Below are 17838 nucleotides of genomic sequence, written 5' to 3'. Positions count from 1 at the left end.
GGGGCCATGCGCATTCTCGTTACCGGCGGAGCCGGATACATTGGATCCCACACCGTTCTGCTGCTCCTAGAAGAAGGCCACGACGTCCACGTCCTGGACAACCTGTCGAATTCATCTCGCGAGGCCCTCCGACGCGTTGCCGAACTGGCCGGAGGAGAGGCTACCTTGCACGTGGCCGACTTATTGGAGCCTGCAGCTCTGGATCGGGTCTTTACCGAAGCGGCGCCCGAGGCGGTCATCCACTTTGCCGGGTTGAAGGCCGTCGGTGAGTCAGCCCAGAAACCGCTCTGGTATTACCGCAACAACGTCGTGGGGACTCTCAATCTGCTCGAGGCGATGGAAGCTCACGACGTACGGACCATCGTTTTCAGCTCATCTGCCACGGTCTACGGCGAAGCCGGAGGAATAGTTGAATACACGGAGGACCTTCCCCTGGACGCCATGAATCCTTATGGGCGAACAAAGATGCATATTGAACAAATCCTCAAGGATTTGGCTGCTGCGGATGGACGCTGGAAGATCGCCAATTTGCGGTATTTCAACCCTGTCGGTGCCCATGAATCCGGACGCATCGGCGAGGACCCTCAGGGACTGCCCAATAACTTGATGCCCTTCGTCGCGCAGGTCGCCGTCGGGCGCCGAGAAAAAGTGAGTGTCTTTGGAAATGACTATGACACGGCTGACGGTACCGGTGTTCGTGACTACATCCACGTCGTTGACCTTGCGGCCGGGCACCTCAAGGCAATGGAATACCTCGTCGAGCACGGCGGCCTACATTCTTGGAATTTAGGTAGCGGCGTAGGGACTTCCGTCTTGGACGTGATCCAGGCTTTCTCACGTGTCTCGGGGGAAGAAGTCCCTTACGAAGTCACTGCCCGCCGACCTGGGGACTTGCCAGCGTACTGGGCAGATCCAACCTTGGCTCGCGAAGAGCTCGGGTGGAAGTCAGAACGTGGGCTCGAGGACATGGTGGCCGATGTCTGGCGCTGGCAGTCAGCCAACCCAGAAGGCTATCGAGAACAGGGGTTGGAGGACAAGAGCGTGGCAGCTGACTGTTTGAATTCCCCAGCAGACGACGTGCCCGAAGATCGTCCTCTTCCAGCGGGGGCAGATCGCACGGAACCCGGAACCTCTACTAGGCTGTAGTCCATGCGTATTGCTCGGTTTGTACTAGACGATGACCCCATGTACGGCGTAGTCGACGGCGAAGACGTCATCGTCATTGCCGGTGACCCCTTCTTCCAAGGCATCAAGCCCACCGGTACCCGCCACCGGCTCGATGATGTACGTCTGCTTGCCCCGATCATCCCGCGATCAAAGGTCGTCTGCTTCGGTCGCACCTATGCCGAACATGCCCGGGAGATGGGCAACGAGGTTCCTGTCACACCGTTGATGTTCCTCAAGCCGAACACGTCGGTGGCCGGCCCCGGTGACCCGGTAACCCTTCCTGCCTTCTCTGAAGAAGTGTCCTATGAGGCCGAACTAGCCGTCGTCATCGGGCGCATCTGCAAAGATGTCCCGGCAGATAAAGCCGGCGATGTCATCTTCGGGTACACCTGTGCCAACGACCTGACGGCCAGGGACGTGCAGAGGACCGACAACCAGTGGGCCCGTGCCAAGGGATGGGATGGCTCCTGCCCCCTCGGGCCATGGATCGAAACAGATTTGGACGTCGAGGATGTGCGGATCCAGGGACGCTTGGACGGCGAAACCGTTCAAGATGGCGATACCACCTTGATGGTCTGGAGCGTTCCGGACCTGGTCGCGTATGCCTCGCAGGCGTTCACGCTCCTGCCCGGCGACATCCTGCTCACCGGGACGCCTGCCGGAGTCGGCCTGCTCCGCGAAGGACAGCGTTTCGATGTCGAGATCGAGGGAATCGGTACGCTCACCAATACCTTCCGTCGCTAAGGGACGCCAAAGGTGTACGGAAAACGTCGTGTAGGGCGGGCCATTCGCCTATCGATGATGGAGACTCAACGCAGTCGAGCGGCTCGCCCTGCTTGGCAGAAGCGTCGCACGGCCCTCTGGGGAGCCGCGTGGGCTTTGGCCGTCTGCTCACGGATCTCTCATCGGGCGGGTTGGCCCGTCCCGGTGACCACCACGTTATTGGGCATCGCCATCGCCTTGGCCGTGACACTACTGATCCGCCGTATCGCCTCGGCGGTACGTAATCACCGCCAGTCCAAAGAACGATGACGCGGGCCGACTTCCCTTAGCCGTATTAGGATGGGATTCATCATGATTGAGCCATCCCAGATTCCGGTCGTCACTGACGAGACCCCTGTCCGCGTCCGCTTTTGCCCGTCCCCGACTGGGACGCCACATGTCGGACTCATCCGCACCGCACTGTTCAACTGGGCGTATGCCCGGCACACCGGTGGAAAAATGGTGTTTCGGATCGAAGACACCGACGCCAAGCGAGATTCCGAGGAAAGTTACGAGCAATTGCTCGATGCTCTCAATTGGCTCGGCATCACCTGGGATGAAGGTGTCGACGTGGGCGGTCCGCACGAGCCCTACCGACAGTCGCAGCGCGCAGACATCTATCAGGAAGCTATTTCCAAGCTGCGGAATGCTGGCCATCTCTATGAATCGTTCTCCACGCCTGAGGAAGTTGAGGCCCGTCACCGCGCGGCGGGGGAGGACCCGAAGCTCGGCTATGACAATTTCGACCGCACACTCAGTGACGAGCAGATTGCTGCTTTCCGTGCCGAGGGGCGCGAGCCGGTTCTGCGGTTGCGCATGCCCGAAGATGATCTGACGTTTACCGATCTGGTCCGCGGCGAAATCACCTTCAAAGCCGGTATGGTCCCCGACTATGCCGTCGTCCGTGCGAACGGAAAGCCGCTCTACACGTTGGTGAACCCTGTCGACGATGCTCTGATGGGGATCACCCATGTTCTGCGTGGCGAGGACATCCTCTCTTCGACGCCACGGCAGATCGCCCTGTACCGGGCGATGATTGACGTGGGAATCGCCCAACATATGCCCCTCTTCGGGCACTTGCCCTATGTCATGGGTGCCGGCAAAAAGAAGCTGTCAAAGCGTGACCCTGAGTCCAGTCTGTTCCTCCACCGCGACAGAGGTTTCATTCCTGAAGGTTTGGTGAACTACCTGGCGTTACTCGGATGGAGTTTGTCGGCAGACGAAGACATCTTCACGCGCGAGCAACTGGTCGAGGCCTTCGACATCCACGACGTCCTCGGCAACCCAGCCAGATTTGACGTCAAAAAGGCTGAAGCCATTAACGGCACCCATGTGCGCATGCTCGAAGCGCAAGATTTCCGCGACCGGCTCGTGCCGTATCTCCAGACTGCCGGGCTCACGGGGGAGACGCTGACAGCAAAGGAAGGACACACCCTTGATCAGGCCGCTCCTCTGGTCCAGGAACGCATTACCTTGCTTGGTGAAGCACCGGAAATGCTTGAATTCCTCTTCCGTGGCGATGACGAGATCGTGATCCAGCCGGAAGCGCTCAAGGGCATGCCCGGAAACGCCGACGAGGTCCTCGACGCCGCGCTAGCGGAACTGACAGAACTGGCTGTTTGGGATGCAGAGTCGATCCAGGCAGTGCTTCGGTCCGCGCTGATCGAGAACATGGGCATCAAGCCGCGACTGGCCTTTGGGCCTCTGCGCACCGCCATGTCAGGCAAGCGCGTCTCGCCGCCGTTATTCGAATCCATGGTCATCCTCGGGAAGGAATCGTCCCTGAAGCGACTGCAAAACTTCAAGGCCACGCTGGCCTGATGCTCCACGGCTGGGGAGGGCCAGCCGATTTTGGTTTTGTCGGATTCCTCGGGTAAAGTTATTTCTCGTGCCGAGGCATACGGAACATCTCGAAAGAGAGGTCAACCGAGTCCGGCAAACCATTGGGATATGGTGTAATTGGCAACACATCGGTTTCTGGTACCGACATTCTAGGTTCGAGTCCTGGTATCCCAGCGCTACAGCCGGGGCAGATTCTGCGCCGGCTGGCATTGTCCGATGAACAAACAGGACAAGCTATGGCCCCATCGTATAGCGGCCTAGTACGCCGCCCTCTCACGGCGGTAACGCGGGTTCGAATCCCGCTGGGGTCACGTTCACCAGAACAGGGCGGCATCAGCCCTCAACGATGCGAGCTATGCGGCCCCATCGTATAGCGGCCTAGTACGCCGCCCTCTCACGGCGGTAACGCGGGTTCGAATCCCGCTGGGGTCACCTGTGGAACTTCGCGGTACATCGTCATGGTGTGCCGCGAATTTTCGTTTGAAACCCTGGCGCCGATTTCTGCTGTGTTCCGTCTGCGCCGCTTCCCCTGTTCTTCCCCTTGGTTTGGCATGATGTAGTAGTGACTTCCCTCGACAGCGACGGCCAAACGGGACCACCGGCCCTCGGACTCCTCCAAGAGTGCCGGTCTGCCCTTGAGGTGGTGTCCTTGCCACTTGACCTCCCAGGGGCCGACAGCGTGCGCAGCAGCGTGCACGATGCCGCCGTCCAACTCAATGACTACATCCTGCCTCGGTACCGCAGCCTCGACGCTCCACTTCTGGCGGTGGTTGGTGGGTCAACAGGGGCCGGCAAATCCACGCTGGTCAACGCGTTGGTCGGCCATCCGGTGACGCGGGCCGGAGCCATCCGTCCGACGACACGTCAGCCCATCCTGGTTCATCATCCGGATGAGAGGGAGTGGTTCGACGGTGACCGGATTCTGCCCGGGCTACCCCGGATCACTGGGACCGTCGAGCCTAGTGGGCAGATTCAGGGGGCTGCGACCGCGACGGTGGCGGGCAAAGGTGAAAGCGTCGGCCCCGTGGGCGGGCCATCGCTGCTTCTCCTCGGGCACAACAACATCCCGCAGGGCATTGCCTTGCTGGACGCACCTGACATCGATTCGGTGTCGGACGCCAACCGGCAATTGGCCGGACAACTACTCGCGGCAGCCGACCTGTGGATTTTCGTGACCACTGCCAATAGGTACGCCGACGCCGTGCCGTGGCGGCTCCTGGCAGATGCAGCATCCCGCGACATCACCCTCTCCATTGTGCTGGACCGTGTCCCGTCGGGGGTGGAAGACGAGGTTGCTGCAGACCTGCGCGCCATGCTCGACCGACAGGGATTGGACACCGCTGGGCTCTTCGTCGTCCAGGAATCCGAGCTCGACGGGGACGGCATGCTCGCTGCGGAGGCCGTGGCACCCCTCCGCGAGTGGTTGGCCGGTATCGCCGCAGACAGCGCCGGCCGGGCAGCCATCGCCCGCAAGACGCTGACCGGGGTGGTCGCGACCCTTGGCCGCCGCACCGCGGCAATTGCCGTTTCACAACAAGAACAACACGACTCCAGCCGCCAGCTGGCCGGTCACGTCACCGAATCCTATGCGGCCGCCGCAGAACGCATCGGTCATGCCACCAGCGAAGGGACGCTGCTGCGCGGCGAAGTTCTGGCCCGGTGGCAAGATTTCGTAGGGACCGGAGAGTTCTTCCGCTCGCTGGAATCGGGCATCGGCAAGGTACGTGACCGCATTGGAGCTTTCTTCACGGGCAAGCCTCAGCCGGTCAGCACCGTCGAGGAAGCCATCGAATCCGGGCTGCATGCCGTCATCGTGGACGAAGCGGCCAAGGCAGCCGAGCAATCAGAGGCTTTCTGGCGATCCGACCCCGCCGCCCGATCGCTCATCGGTACCGTCGACTACGGGTCGACCTCCGAAGGCTTCAGCGATCGTGTCGCCGCGGAAATCCGAGACTGGCAAAACGAGTTACTGGCCCTGATACGTTCAGAAGGGTCCGGAAAGCGTTTTACCGCCCGGATGGTTTCCTTCGGCGTCAACGGTGTCGCCGTGGCATTGATGGTCGTGGTCTTCGCTTCCACCGCCGGTCTGACAGGACTCGAGGTGGGTATTGCTGGAGGCACCGCCGTCGTCGGTCAGAAACTACTGGAATCCATTTTCGGGGAAGACGCCGTCCGGCGACTAGCGAAAACGGCACGTGAAGGACTCGAGCGGCGGGTCAAAGGACTGCTCGCCGAGGAAAGCTCACGATTCCTGACCTTGCTGGAAGACACTCCAACGACGGAGGAGATCGCTCGGTTGAAGGACTTGTCCATGCGGCTGGATCAGCTGGCGCAGACCACTCCGGAGGCGACGTCATGAGCCGCCGGGGGAAGGACACAGCCACCACGCCGTTGATCGAACGACTCGAAGCGCTCCAGACTGCCACCGAGCTTGGCACGGGCAGGGTCCCCGCGGCGGATATAGAGCGGGCGGGGATCGTTCTCGACCAGGCTTCCACCCGCAGGTCGTTGTCAGCCGAACACACCGTCGTTGGATTCTTCGGGGCCACCGGCAGCGGAAAATCCTCGCTCTTCAACGCAGTGACTGGTAGGGAACTGGCTCGAACTGCTGCCACGCGTCCGACGACCAGCGTGCCTCTGGCCGGGGTATGGCACGCAGCGGGCAGTGATGATCTTCTGGACTGGTTGCAGGTTCCAGAGCGCCACCAACTTGATGAACCGCTGGGAACGAGTAAGAGTGGCCTGATGCGACGCCGAGGCGGGGTAGCCAGCGGATTGATCCTCGTGGACCTTCCGGACTTTGATTCCACGACGGCAACACATCGCGAAACCGCCGAGCGACTTGCCGGGCAGATAGATGTCCTCGTGTGGGTGCTCGATCCACAGAAATACGCCGATGCCGCGGTCCATCACGAATTCATCCGCCCGCTGGCCGCCTATGCTGGTATCACGCTCGTGGTCTTGAATCAGATTGATCTCCTGGATTCTTCGGATCGTGCAGCAGTGATCGAGTCCCTGCACGGCATCCTCGAGGCCGATGGGCTCCGCCGTCCGCGAGTCCATGCCGTCTCGGCGAAGACCGGTGAAGGCATCGACGGGCTACGCGAAGCCATCGCCGACGTCGTCGTCGCACGATCAGCGGCAACGGACCGGCTGCTTCAAGACGTCGCCGCTGCCGCGGACGGCCTCATCGGAGAATCACCTTCAACAACGGATCCCAAAGCAGGGTGGCGCGGAGACCCGGCGATGGCTATCGGGAGGGGGCTGAGCGAGCCCGGCAGTGCCGAGCAGCGACGTCTGGCTGATCATTTGGCAGAAGCTGCTGGAGTGGACACCGTGGTTGCCGCCGCGCGGACCTCCTACCGTCTCCAGGCTCGCGCCCGGACCGGATGGCCGGTGACCCGCTGGTTGTCCCGGCTTCGCCCCGACCCCTTGCGCCGTCTGAATCTGCGCAGTCGAGACGTCAATCCTGCAGTGAACAGGACGTCATTCCCGTCCCCCGGTGCTGCCCAACGTGCCCAGGCGGATTCCGCCGTACGCGCCTTCGCCGACGGGGCGAGCCAGGGCGCTCCCGAAGCCTGGCGGGGATCGATCCGGCGTGCCGCCCGTGCCAGTTCGGAGGAGCTGCCGGATGCGCTGGATCAGGCGATCGCTTCTACGGACATTTCGGCAGGACGGGGGTCCTGGTGGTGGCCGGTTGTTTCCGTGGTGCAGTGGTCGGCGTTGGCCGTGGCCCTGGCCGGGGCCGGATGGCTGGCCGTGTTGGCGGTCATGGGATATCTGCAGTTCGACGCTCCGCCAGCCCCCCGGGTTGAAGGCCTTCCCGTCCCGACCTTGATGCTGGCCGGGGGAGTGCTGCTGGGTATTGTCCTCGGGTTCGCGACCGGCCTCCTGGCTCGGGCCGCTGCCTCCGGGAGGGCACGCGCAGCGGGTAAGAGGCTCAAGGCCTCCATCGCCCACGTGGCACAGAACGCAATTGTGGAACCAGTGAGCGAGGAAGTCAGGCGTTTCAACTCCTTCAGCTCCGCCGTTCGGAGGGCCCGTGGCTGAAACATCGGATCAGGAACAGACGGTGGCCGGACTCGGTGAAGCCGGTGTCCTTAAACGGATCCTGCCACGTCTGCGCGGAGCCAGCATGCTGCTGGGGCCAGGGGACGACGCCGCCATTATCGACGCTCCGGGAGGACGCTTCGTCGTTACCATCGATACCCTCGTCCAGGATCGAGACTTCCGTCTCAACTGGCGCAACGGGTACCAGAGCAGCGGATATGACGTCGGATGGAAATCTGCGGCGCAGAACCTGTCAGACGTCAACGCCATGGGGGCTGTAGCGACGGCCGCAGTCATCTCCCTGACGCTTCCTCCGGAGACACCCGTGGCGTGGGTCGAGGGAATCGCCGACGGTTTCTCGGCAGCGGTCAGGGAACTCGGCGCCGACCAATGCGCACTAGCTGGAGGCGACCTGAGTTCGGGGAGTGAACTGTCGATCACGGCCGCCTTGACCGGCTCGATTCCCGGCCCTGCGCTGCTGCGGAGCGGGGCCCGTCCTGGAGACATCCTGGCAGTCTCCGGAGTTCTGGGCGCCGCTGCCGCCGGGCTGGCCCTTTTGGAGTCCGAGCATGACTTCACCGCTCTCGATCCGTCGTGCGCAACTCTGGTTGAACGACAGCTCCGGCCACGCCCTCCCTTATCCGCGGGACCCCGGGCGGCAGCGGCTGGAGCAACCGCGGCGATGGATATCTCCGACGGGTTGGCCCGTGATGCCGGACGACTGGCCGAAGCCAGCGGGGTGTCCATTGACTTGGAATCCACCTCACTACGGGCCATCATCGGATCCATGGAACGCGAAGGCATAGATCTCGGGGCCGCCGCGGAACTCATGGAACAGGAACCCTTGAATTGGGTTCTCTCCGGGGGAGAGGACCACGGGTTGCTGGCAACGTTTCCCCCAGATGCAGCACTGCCTTCGGGATTCATGCGCGTGGGCCGGGTGGGCCGCGCAAGTGGTGACCAGGACGTACGGCAATGCATCTCGCTGGATGGCGCGCCGTATCCTTCCGGGTCCGCGGGGGAGTCCTCCCCCGGATTCGACCATTTCAGTGGATAGGAGGAGGCGAGCTGATTTAGGCGGTCGGCTTCTTCAGCGCCTCGCTGAGCTGGGCTGCCATCCGGCACACGATTTCCGAATGAGCCTTGCCCGGTTGACGGCCGAGACGTTCGATAGGACCGGAGATCGACACGGCGGCGATGACCCGGCCCGAGGGGCCGCGGACCGGTGCCGAGACGGAAGCCACGCCTTGTTCGCGTTCGCCCAGGGACTGGGCCCATCCTCGCCGCCGCACACCCGCGAGAATGGTGGGGGAGAACCGCGCTTGGTTAAGCCCATGCAGCAGCCTCTCGTGGTCTTCCCACGCCAGCAGGACTTGGGCCGCCGAACCGGCCTTCATGGACAGTTGGGTGCCCACGGGAATGGTGTCGCGCAACCCGACGGGACGTTCGGCTGAGGCAACACAGACCCGGTTTTCACCCTGACGGCGGAATACCTGTGAACTTTCACCGGTGGCATCGCGGAGCTGGACCAGGAGTGGGCCGGCAGCGGCGATGAGACGGTCCTCGCCAGCGGCGGATGCCAGTTCCACCAAGCGGCTGCCGAGCATGAACCGGCCGTGGATGTCCTTGCCCGCCAGCCGATGGTGGACCAACGCCTGGGCCAACCTGTGGACGGTGGGGCGTGAGAGCCCGGTGGCCGCAACCAATTGAGCCAAACTGATGGGTCCAGCCTCGAGTGAATCGAGAACCAGAGCTGCCTTGTCGATGACGCCGACCCCGCTAGAAGTGTCCATCTATTGATACTAGCGTCTCACCATTTGAGATGCACGCTATTCTGCTAGCGCGTGGAGTGCCGCTGGTGGTGTCCTAGATCTAAGGGAAGAATCCAGGAGGAACCCAATGTCTGAACAGGAACGGTCCACGGCCACCACCACGCCGAAGACGCTGGCCGAAAAGGTCTGGAACGCACATGTGGTCCAAGAAGGTGGCGGAGAAGGCTCGGCACGCCGTCCGGACCTCATCTACATTGATCTGCACCTGATTCACGAAGTGACGTCGCCGCAGGCTTTCGAAGGGCTGCGGCTGGCCGGTCGGCCGTTGCGCCGGCCTGATCTGACCATTGCCACCGAGGACCACAACACTCCGACGCTGGAGATCCATAAGCCGATTGCCGATCCGACCTCCAGGACCCAGATCGAGACGTTGCGGTCGAACTGCGCCGAGTACGGCGTGCGACTGCATTCGCTCGGGGATCAGGAGCAAGGGATCGTCCATGTCGTTGGACCGCAGCTGGGCCTGACCCAGCCCGGCGTCACCGTGGTGTGCGGGGACTCCCACACCTCCACCCACGGAGCCTTCGGCGCGTTGGCCTTCGGCATCGGTACTTCCGAAGTCGAACACGTGATGGCCACCCAGACCCTGTCGCTGAAACCCTTCAAGACGATGGCCATCAACGTCGAGGGAACCCTGCGCACCGGGGTGACCTCCAAGGACATCATTTTGGCCGTCATCGCCAAGATCGGGACCGGCGGGGGCCAAGGGTACGTGTTGGAATACCGTGGCTCGGCCATCCGTGCGCTGTCCATGGAAGCCCGCATGACAATCTGCAACATGTCGATTGAAGCCGGCGCCCGCGCTGGCATGGTCGCCCCCGACCAGATCACCTTCGACTACCTCGAAGGCCGCCCGCACGCCCCACAGGGCGACGACTGGGACGCCGCGGTCGACTACTGGCGAACGCTGCGCACCGACGATGACGCCCGGTTCGACGCCGAGGTCAACGTCAACGCCGATGACCTCGAACCCTTCGTCACCTGGGGAACCAACCCCGGCCAAGGCGTTTCCCTCTCCGAATCGGTCCCGGCTCCCGAAGACTTCGAGGACGAGAACGCCCGCGCCGCCTGCGAACGGGCCCTGACCTACATGGACCTGGCGGCCGGCACACCGATGAAAGACATCCGGGTCGACACCGTGTTCCTGGGATCCTGCACCAACTCCCGCATGGAAGACCTGCGCTCGGCAGCCAACATCATCAGCGGCAGGGAAAAGGATCCCGACATCCGCATGATCGTCGTCCCTGGCTCTGCACGCGTCCGCCTCGAAGCCGAAGCCGAAGGACTGGATCAGATTTTCAAGGAGTTTGGAGCCGAATGGCGCTTTGCCGGCTGTTCTATGTGCTTGGGGATGAACCCCGACCAGTTGGCCGAAGGCGAACGATGTGCCTCGACGTCCAACCGCAATTTCGAAGGCCGTCAGGGCAAAGGCGGGCGCACCCACCTGGTCTCACCGCTCGTAGCAGCAGCCACCGCCATCCGGGGAACCCTGAGTTCTCCCTCGGACCTGGAACCAGCCGACGGCGCAGCCGCCTCAGCAGCCTAAGGAAGTAGATATGGAAAAGATCACCACACATACGGGCATCGGCGTTCCGCTGCGGCAGTCTGATATTGACACCGACCAGATCATCCCCGCCGTCTATCTCAAGCGGATCACCCGCACGGGCTTCGACGATGCACTCTTCGCTCGCTGGCGCAAGGATCCTGAGTTCGTGCTGAACCAAGCCCCCTTCTCTCATGGTTCGGTCCTGGTGGCTGGTCCGGACTTCGGTACCGGTTCCTCACGCGAGCACGCCGTCTGGGCGCTGAAAGACTACGGATTTCGTGCCGTCCTCTCATCGCGGTTCGGCGACATCTTCCGCGGCAACTCAGGTAAGCAGGGCCTCGTCGCTGCGCAAGTCGACCAAGGCGATATAGAGCTCATCTGGAAGGAGCTCGACAACCACCCGGGGTCCCAGGTCACCGTTGACCTGGAATCACGGACGGTCAGCTGCGGATCGATTGTCGCGCCGTTTGATATCGATGACTACACCCGCTGGCGGCTCATGGAGGGCCTGGATGATATCGGGCTGACCCTGCAGCAGGAACCGGGGATCACCTCTTATGAGCAGACCCGGCCCAGCTGGAAGCCGAAAACGCTGCCAGCAAAGTATTCCTGAGCGTAGACCGGCATCGCTTCAGCCGACAGCGAATCGCGCACGCCGAACCGCCGCGCGTTCAAGGGTCGTCAGGGGTGGTGGCTGTATGCTTGCCGAGAACCTTCGGAGAACTCGAAGAACCATACAAGTGTGAGGTTTTGATACATGGGCAAGGTCCTGACTATCCACGGCGGTGTCCCGCTACAGGGGAGAGTAAAGGTCAGGGGGGCCAAGAATCTAGTTCCGAAGGCAATGGTGGCCTCTCTTTTGGGGAACACCCCCTCGGTACTGCGCAACGTCCCTGAGATCAAGGACGTCGACGTCGTCACGAGTCTGTTGCAGATCCACGGTGTCACGGTTGAGAAGGACCCTAAATCCGGTGATCTCACCCTCGATCCTCAGGGTGCCAAAACGGCCCCATCCAATGAGATTGACGCCCATGCCGGGGACTCGCGCATTCCCATCCTCTTTTGCGGCCCGTTGATCCACAGCATCGGGGAAGCCTTCATTCCCGACCTTGGAGGCTGCCGGATCGGTGACCGGCCGATCGACTTCCATCTGGAAGTCCTCCGCAATTTCGGTGCCGTGGTCGATAAACGCGCCAATGGCATTTCAATCAGCGCCCCCCACGGACTCAAGGGCGCCAAAGTGGATCTGCCCTACCCGAGCGTCGGCGCCACCGAGCAGGTCTTGCTGACAGCTGTCCGGGCCGAAGGTATAACCGAACTCACCGGCGCAGCGGTGGAACCTGAAATCATGGACCTGATCGCGCTCTTGCAGAAGATGGGCGCCATCATCACCGTCCAGACCGACCGGGTCATCCGCATCGAGGGAGTCAACGAGCTCCATGGCTACAACCACCGCGCCATCCCTGACCGCAACGAGAGTGCCTCTTGGGCCTCGGCCGCACTGGCGACGCGCGGAGACATTTACGTCGAGGGGGCAGACCAACAGGACCTGACGTCCTTCTTGAACACCTACCGCAAGATCGGTGGTGACTTTGAGGTCCATGACGACGGCATCCGTTTCTTCCACCCCGGGGGGGAATTGAAGCCGCTGGTTCTTGAAACCGACGTCCACCCCGGGTTCATGACCGACTGGCAGCAGCCCTTGGTCGTTGCCCTGTCGCAGGCACATGGCGTGTCGATCGTCCACGAGACCGTCTATGAAAACCGGTTTGGATTCACCGAAGCCCTCGTGCGCATGGGAGCAACGATCCAATTGCACCGCGAATGCCTCGGTGCGGTTCCTTGCCGGTTCGGACAGCGAAACTTCAAGCACTCGGCGGTCATCACCGGTCCGTCGCAGCTGGTGGGCCGCGATATCGACATCCCCGACCTCCGGGGCGGATTCTCACACCTCATTGCAGCCTTGGCCGCCGACGGCACCAGCCATGTGACCGGGATCGAGCTGATTAGCCGTGGCTACGAGCGTTTCCTGGAAAAGGTCCAGGGCCTCGGAGCACGCGTCGAAATCAGCGAAATCCTCTAGGGCCCGGATGAAGGAAGAACGGGGACAGCGACTGGTCTTCGGGATCCTGGCCGGAATTGCCAGGCCCCTGATGAACGTGCTGATGGCCAAGACGTGGATCGGTTTCGATAACCTGCCAGTAGCGGGCTTTATCGCTTGCCCGAACCACATCACGGAGATCGACCCGGTAGTGGTGGGCCATGCCTTCTACAACCAAGGTCGCCTGCCGCGTTATCTGACGAAAGAGTCGCTCTTCAAGGTTCCGCTTCTGGGTGCTGCCCTGCGGGCCTCCCATCAGGTGCCGGTGTCCCGGGCGACTGCGGGTGCCAGCGGATCATTAGCCATTGCGAAGGAAGTACTCGATGCTGGGGACGTGATCATCATCTATCCCGAAGGGTCCCTGACTCGGGATCCCGAGGAATGGCCCATGCGTGGACGCACGGGTGCGGCCCGGCTGGCGTTGCAGACCGGGGCGCCGGTGGTACCGGTCGCACATTGGGGCGCGCAAAAGGTCCTGCCCCGTTACGGCAAGACGTTGAGCATCTTCCCAAGAAAGCGCGTGTATGTCAGAGCCGGCCAGCCCGTGGACCTCGACGATCTACGAGACCGACCGATGACTCGCACGGTTTTGGACCAGGCGACACAGCGCATTATTGCCGCCCTATCGGCGGAGGTGGGCGAGCTCCGTGGCGAGCAGCCACCAGAGAAACCATGGGACCCGGTTGCGCATGGGCAGACGGCGACCGGACGAATGAACACCGAAGACAAAAACCGCAACGAAGACGACCGACCAGGAGGGGCAGCATGAGGCCAGCACCGCAGAAGATTGCCGTCCTCGGAGCCGGAAGTTGGGGAACAACCTTTGCCAAGGTCCTGGCAGACTCCTGCGCCGACGACGGAACCACGGTCCAGTTATGGGCCCGCCGTGCTGAGGTTGCCGAGGAAATCACCTCGAGGCATACGAACTCGACGTACCTGAAGGAAACCGTCCTTCCGTCCAATATCACTGCCTCTGCGGATGCCGGTGCCGTCCTAGCCGGTGCCGACATGGTGGTGCTGGCGGTGCCAGCCCAACAGCTGCGCGAACAGCTACGAAAAGTCGTAGGCCTCATCCCTGCCGGTGCGGTCATCGTGTCCTTGATGAAGGGCCTCGAACGGGGGACCGACTCACGGATGACGGAAGTCATCGCGGAAGAAATCGGCCGAAACCAGGACGAAATTGCCGTCGTTTCCGGCCCGAACCTGGCCATGGAAATTGCCCGTGAAGAACCAACCGCCTCGGTGGTGGCCTGCCCGGATGGTGACACGGCAGCATGGATCGCCAATGCCTGCTCTCCTGACTACTTCCGTCCGTACACCAATACCGACCTCATCGGCGTCGAAATCGGCGGCATCGTGAAGAACGTGATCGCCTTGGCCGTGGGCATCTGCGATGGCCGCGGCATGGGGGACAACACCAAAGCCTCGGTCATCACCCGCGGGTTGGCCGAAACCACACGGTTGGCCCTGGCCATCGGCGGAAAACTGGAGACCATGTCGGGGCTGGCCGGCCTGGGTGACCTGGTAGCTACCTGTTCCTCCCCGCTCTCGCGCAATCGCACGGCAGGGCGGCACCTCGGCAACGGGCTCACCCTCGAGGATGTCAACGACACGATGACGCAGACCGCCGAGGGCATCAAATCCGCTCGTGCCGTCTTGGACCTGGGCCGAAACGTCCACGTGGAAATGCCGATCACTGAGGCCGTGGTCATGGTCCTCGAAGGAAAACTGACGGTGTCAGCGATGGCCGAACGCCTGCTGGGGCGGGAACTTAAATCCGAAGGAGAAGGCTCATGAGTGCGACCAACAGCAAAAAAACAAGGATCGCGCTGCTCTTCGGCGGCAGGTCGCCGGAACACTCCGTGAGCTGCGTGACTGCTGCCGGGATCCTCCGGGTTTTGGACCCTGAGAAGTACGAGGTCGTTCCTATCGGCATCACCCGTCAGGGACAGTGGACTATTGAAGAAGCCGACCCGGAGTCTTGGTCACTGTCTTCCGGCGTCGCTCCGGAAATCAAACCCAGTGGAGAGTCCCTGCAGTTCTCCCATACCAATGAGGCGACCGAACTCATTGGACATAGCGAATCCGGGGCCATGCGCAGCCTCGGTGGAGTCGACGTCGTCTTCCCCGTGCTGCACGGATCCTTCGGCGAAGACGGCACGGTCCAAGGGCTGCTGGAAATGGCCGACGTTTCGTATGTGGGCTCCGGCGTTGCCGCCAGCGCCATCGGGATGGATAAGCACTTCGCCAAACTCGTCTTCGAGGCAGCTGGGTTGGAAGTTGGCCCCTACGAGGTCATCACCGATAAGGAATGGCTGCGGGACCGGCAAGTCTGCCTGGGCCGGCTGTCGGGTCTTGAATACCCCCTCTTCGTGAAACCTGCGCGCGCAGGATCCTCGGTCGGCGTGAGCCGCGTCTCCGACGAAGCCGGACTCGTCCACGCCATCGACGCGGCGCGCGAGCACGATCCGAAGGTCATCATCGAACAGGGCATTGCCGGCCGTGAAATCGAATGCGGTGTGCTCGAAGGACGCGGCTCCGACGCGCCGCGGACCTCATTGCCCGGAGAGATCGAGGTCACGGCCGGGGCCGATACCTTCTACGATTTCAACGCCAAATACGTGGACGGGGGAGCCGCGGAGCTCACCTGCCCGGCCGCTCTACCTGAAGACCAGATCTCGATCATCAGGGAACAGGCCTCCATCGCGTTCGACGCGATCGGTGGTGAAGGCCTGGCCCGGGTCGACTTCTTCTACACCGATGATGGCCGCTGGATCATCAACGAGATCAACACCATGCCCGGCTTCACCCCGGTGAGCATGTACCCGCGTATTTGGGGGGAGACCGGAATCGGCTACGCGGAACTCGTCGACGAACTGATCTGGTTGGCCGTGAACCGAAAAACCGGTCTCCGCTAGGACCCGGTGGTTCCCTTCGGGAACCTACGGCAGGTCCTCGGAGGTGTCTTGGGTGCTGCACCCTCCTTGAGCGGGAATACGCTCGGCGGCGGATCCAAGCTGGGACAGCACGGAACTGGAAGGCACTTCATCCGGATTGAAGAGTACCTCGGTGGCGGGGGTCCGGCCGTAGGTGGTCAACGTCCATGCGACCTCACCCTCCTTGGCCACCCAGTCCACACCGTTCACGCCGGCACACTGATCCGTCGTCGGGCCCGGAACATTGACGCCGCACCGCAGGATGATTTTCGCAGGGTCCCCCCAGACTGCCGTTGCTTGACTGGTCGTGGGGCGAAGTTTGTAGCCGGCCAGCTCATCCGGCATCGCTACCATCATGTCAGCGCAGAGTGGATTCGCTGCGTCATCGGCCGGCTGCACGGTAGCGGGACTGGCACATCCTGCCAATGATAGGCCCGCGAGAAGGACAACGACCGCCGGGAGGGCCCGGCGCTGAACAAATAAATCAACAGGCAAACGCACACCTCCACTCTAACCCGTGGTGCCACGGCTAAGATGAGACGGCAACCACGGCGATGAAAGGCTGACATGTCCCAAGAGAACATGGATTTGGCGTTCGGTGAACCCGAACATAAGACGAAGCACCCGGTACGAGCGACCATCATCACTCTCTTGTCACTGGTCGTGATTGCCGCCCTGGTCGCCGGTGGATACGTCTTCATGCTCGCCAAGAACTTCGATTCGCACAGCGCAAAAATCGAGTCGGCTTTCCCTTCGGACTCAGTCCGCCCTGAGAAGTCGGCCAATGGGGCCTCCAACATTCTTCTCCTGGGCAGCGACTCTGGAGGCGGATCCGGTGACTCGGAGAACCTCAAGGGTGTCCCCAATGCCGGCAGATCTGACACCATCATGCTGATCCACGTACCGGCAGACCGAAAGAACGTTTTCGTCACCTCGATTATGCGCGATACTTGGGTGCCGATTCCGGGGAAGGGCAGCCACAAGATTAACGCAGCCTTCTCCTACGGTGGAGTCCCGCTGGCGGTCCAGACGCTGGAGACACTCTTGGATACGCGTATTGACCATGTGGCTTCCATTGATATGGAAGGCTTCAAGGGGCTCACCGAGGCGATAGGTGGTGTCGATGTCAACGTGCCATCGAATTTCACGTCAGGGTACGGACACTATGACTTCACTCAAGGACAGACACATCTCGAAGGAGATAAGGCCTTGGCCTTTGTCCGCGAGCGAAAGTCGTTCAAGGATGGCGACTATCAGCGAGTGAAGAACCAACAGACCTTTATCAAGGCTGTCGTGGGGAAGGTGTTGACTCCGAAAACGTTGGCCAACCCGGCCAAGATGACCGATGTGGTCGATGAAATCTCGCCATATATCGCCGTCGACGATGAATTCGGCGCGGTCGAGGTTGGTAAATTGGGCGCCTCTCTGGCTCGTGTGCGAAGTGGGGACATGCACTTCTTCACACTGCCGAATAAGGGCACCGGTTGGTCCAACGACGGCCAATCAATCGTTGTCCCTGACGACGCGGCGATCGATGAACTCGCCACCGCACTCAAGGATGACAAAGTCGGCGAATTCGTCCAGTCACACGGACTCTAAGCA

16 protein-coding genes and 3 tRNA genes are annotated in these 17838 nt (G+C 61.9%); 17 read left to right on the top strand and 2 right to left on the bottom strand.

The features are described 5' to 3' along the window. The first annotated feature begins 6 nt into the window (after positions 1 to 6). The 10 genes from galE (at position 7) to thiL (ending at position 8878) form a co-directional block, all read left to right on the top strand. Entirely contained in the window at positions 7 to 1146 is a 1140-nt protein-coding gene (gene galE / locus CIK75_RS07720; protein WP_096223530.1) for a UDP-glucose 4-epimerase GalE, read from the top strand. 3 nt (positions 1147 to 1149) lie between these two features. Continuing rightward, on the top strand, positions 1150 to 1911 hold the full coding sequence (locus CIK75_RS07715; protein WP_086998641.1) for a fumarylacetoacetate hydrolase family protein: 762 nt from the start codon (positions 1150 to 1152) through the stop codon (positions 1909 to 1911). Positions 1912 to 1965: 54 nt separating this feature from the next. Beyond that, positions 1966 to 2199, top strand: a complete 234-nt coding sequence (locus tag CIK75_RS16410) for a hypothetical protein (protein WP_143413287.1) — start codon at positions 1966 to 1968, stop codon at positions 2197 to 2199. Positions 2200 to 2241: 42 nt separating this feature from the next. After that, positions 2242 to 3750, top strand: coding sequence for a glutamate--tRNA ligase (gene gltX, locus CIK75_RS07710; protein ID WP_096223529.1), 1509 nt, complete (start codon positions 2242 to 2244; stop codon positions 3748 to 3750). A gap of 123 nt (positions 3751 to 3873) precedes the next feature. After that, a tRNA-Gln gene (locus tag CIK75_RS07705) sits at positions 3874 to 3945 on the top strand. A 64-nt stretch (positions 3946 to 4009) separates the two neighbouring features. Continuing rightward, a tRNA-Glu gene (locus CIK75_RS07700) sits at positions 4010 to 4082 on the top strand. Positions 4083 to 4130: 48 nt separating this feature from the next. Then, positions 4131 to 4203: transfer RNA gene (locus CIK75_RS07695), tRNA-Glu, on the top strand. A gap of 211 nt (positions 4204 to 4414) precedes the next feature. Further along, entirely contained in the window at positions 4415 to 6130 is a 1716-nt protein-coding gene (locus CIK75_RS07690) for a dynamin family protein (RefSeq protein WP_343251895.1), read from the top strand. Then, the gene (locus CIK75_RS07685) at positions 6127 to 7821 is read left to right on the top strand and encodes a GTPase (protein ID WP_086998651.1); all 1695 of its coding nucleotides are present in this window, start codon (positions 6127 to 6129) and stop codon (positions 7819 to 7821) included. The genes CIK75_RS07690 and CIK75_RS07685 overlap by 4 nt, the downstream gene beginning before the upstream one ends. Then, positions 7814 to 8878, top strand: a complete 1065-nt coding sequence (gene thiL / locus CIK75_RS07680) for a thiamine-phosphate kinase (RefSeq protein WP_086998654.1) — start codon at positions 7814 to 7816, stop codon at positions 8876 to 8878. Before CIK75_RS07685 ends, thiL begins: the two co-directional genes overlap by 8 nt. A gap of 16 nt (positions 8879 to 8894) precedes the next feature. Here the strand turns inward: thiL and CIK75_RS07675 are convergent, their stop codons facing one another. After that, positions 8895 to 9614 carry an IclR family transcriptional regulator gene (locus tag CIK75_RS07675; protein WP_086998657.1) on the bottom strand — a complete coding sequence of 240 codons (720 nt, stop codon included), beginning with the start codon at positions 9612 to 9614 and terminating at the stop codon, positions 8895 to 8897. Positions 9615 to 9720: 106 nt separating this feature from the next. On the opposite strand from CIK75_RS07675, the gene leuC reads away from it, so the two are divergent. The 6 genes from leuC (at position 9721) to CIK75_RS07645 (ending at position 16218) form a co-directional block, all read left to right on the top strand. Beyond that, positions 9721 to 11199: a 3-isopropylmalate dehydratase large subunit gene (gene leuC, locus CIK75_RS07670; protein ID WP_086998660.1), complete on the top strand. Its 1479-nt coding sequence runs from the start codon at positions 9721 to 9723 to the stop codon at positions 11197 to 11199. A 10-nt stretch (positions 11200 to 11209) separates the two neighbouring features. Continuing rightward, complete coding sequence (gene leuD, locus CIK75_RS07665) at positions 11210 to 11812, top strand: 3-isopropylmalate dehydratase small subunit (RefSeq protein WP_086998662.1); 603 nt, start codon at positions 11210 to 11212, stop codon at positions 11810 to 11812. Positions 11813 to 11956: 144 nt separating this feature from the next. Beyond that, entirely contained in the window at positions 11957 to 13282 is a 1326-nt protein-coding gene (gene murA, locus CIK75_RS07660; RefSeq protein ID WP_096223527.1) for a UDP-N-acetylglucosamine 1-carboxyvinyltransferase, read from the top strand. A gap of 7 nt (positions 13283 to 13289) precedes the next feature. Further along, complete coding sequence (locus tag CIK75_RS07655; RefSeq protein ID WP_096223526.1) at positions 13290 to 14069, top strand: lysophospholipid acyltransferase family protein; 780 nt, start codon at positions 13290 to 13292, stop codon at positions 14067 to 14069. Beyond that, complete coding sequence (locus tag CIK75_RS07650) at positions 14066 to 15097, top strand: NAD(P)H-dependent glycerol-3-phosphate dehydrogenase (RefSeq protein ID WP_086998672.1); 1032 nt, start codon at positions 14066 to 14068, stop codon at positions 15095 to 15097. The genes CIK75_RS07655 and CIK75_RS07650 overlap by 4 nt, the downstream gene beginning before the upstream one ends. Continuing rightward, a complete protein-coding gene (locus CIK75_RS07645) occupies positions 15094 to 16218 on the top strand; it encodes a D-alanine--D-alanine ligase family protein (protein ID WP_086998674.1) in 1125 nt (374 codons plus the stop codon). Before CIK75_RS07650 ends, CIK75_RS07645 begins: the two co-directional genes overlap by 4 nt. A gap of 24 nt (positions 16219 to 16242) precedes the next feature. Here the strand turns inward: CIK75_RS07645 and CIK75_RS07640 are convergent, their stop codons facing one another. Beyond that, the gene (locus CIK75_RS07640) at positions 16243 to 16635 is read right to left on the bottom strand and encodes a DUF3515 family protein (protein ID WP_343251894.1); all 393 of its coding nucleotides are present in this window, start codon (positions 16633 to 16635) and stop codon (positions 16243 to 16245) included. A gap of 168 nt (positions 16636 to 16803) precedes the next feature. On the opposite strand from CIK75_RS07640, the gene CIK75_RS07635 reads away from it, so the two are divergent. Then, the gene (locus CIK75_RS07635; protein WP_241895359.1) at positions 16804 to 17835 is read left to right on the top strand and encodes an LCP family protein; all 1032 of its coding nucleotides are present in this window, start codon (positions 16804 to 16806) and stop codon (positions 17833 to 17835) included. Positions 17836 to 17838: the final 3 nt, after the last annotated feature.

It is taken from the genome of Glutamicibacter sp. BW78 (assembly GCF_002332245.1).
In the GTDB taxonomy this organism is placed as follows: domain Bacteria; phylum Actinomycetota; class Actinomycetes; order Actinomycetales; family Micrococcaceae; genus Arthrobacter_H; species Arthrobacter_H rhombi_A.
Note: the sequence above shows the minus strand (reverse complement) of the source record. Positions and strands in the feature narration are given on the sequence as shown.

Bases quoted from the DNA above. Each gene is read 5' to 3' on its own strand.
- galE (WP_096223530.1), top strand. From the start codon at position 7: ATGCGCATTCTCGTTACCGGCGGAGCCGGATACATTGGATCCCACACC.
- leuD (WP_086998662.1), top strand. From the start codon at position 11,210: ATGGAAAAGATCACCACACATACGGGCATCGGCGTTCCGCTGCGGCAG.
- CIK75_RS07715 (WP_086998641.1), top strand. From the start codon at position 1,150: ATGCGTATTGCTCGGTTTGTACTAGACGATGACCCCATGTACGGCGTA.
- CIK75_RS07635 (WP_241895359.1), top strand. From the start codon at position 16,804: ATGTCCCAAGAGAACATGGATTTGGCGTTCGGTGAACCCGAACATAAG.
- CIK75_RS07655 (WP_096223526.1), top strand. From the start codon at position 13,290: ATGAAGGAAGAACGGGGACAGCGACTGGTCTTCGGGATCCTGGCCGGA.
- CIK75_RS07685 (WP_086998651.1), top strand. From the start codon at position 6,127: ATGAGCCGCCGGGGGAAGGACACAGCCACCACGCCGTTGATCGAACGA.
- murA (WP_096223527.1), top strand. From the start codon at position 11,957: ATGGGCAAGGTCCTGACTATCCACGGCGGTGTCCCGCTACAGGGGAGA.
- gltX (WP_096223529.1), top strand. From the start codon at position 2,242: ATGATTGAGCCATCCCAGATTCCGGTCGTCACTGACGAGACCCCTGTC.
- CIK75_RS07675 (WP_086998657.1), bottom strand. From the start codon at position 9,614: ATGGACACTTCTAGCGGGGTCGGCGTCATCGACAAGGCAGCTCTGGTT.
- leuC (WP_086998660.1), top strand. From the start codon at position 9,721: ATGTCTGAACAGGAACGGTCCACGGCCACCACCACGCCGAAGACGCTG.
- CIK75_RS07650 (WP_086998672.1), top strand. From the start codon at position 14,066: ATGAGGCCAGCACCGCAGAAGATTGCCGTCCTCGGAGCCGGAAGTTGG.
- CIK75_RS07645 (WP_086998674.1), top strand. From the start codon at position 15,094: ATGAGTGCGACCAACAGCAAAAAAACAAGGATCGCGCTGCTCTTCGGC.
- CIK75_RS16410 (WP_143413287.1), top strand. From the start codon at position 1,966: ATGATGGAGACTCAACGCAGTCGAGCGGCTCGCCCTGCTTGGCAGAAG.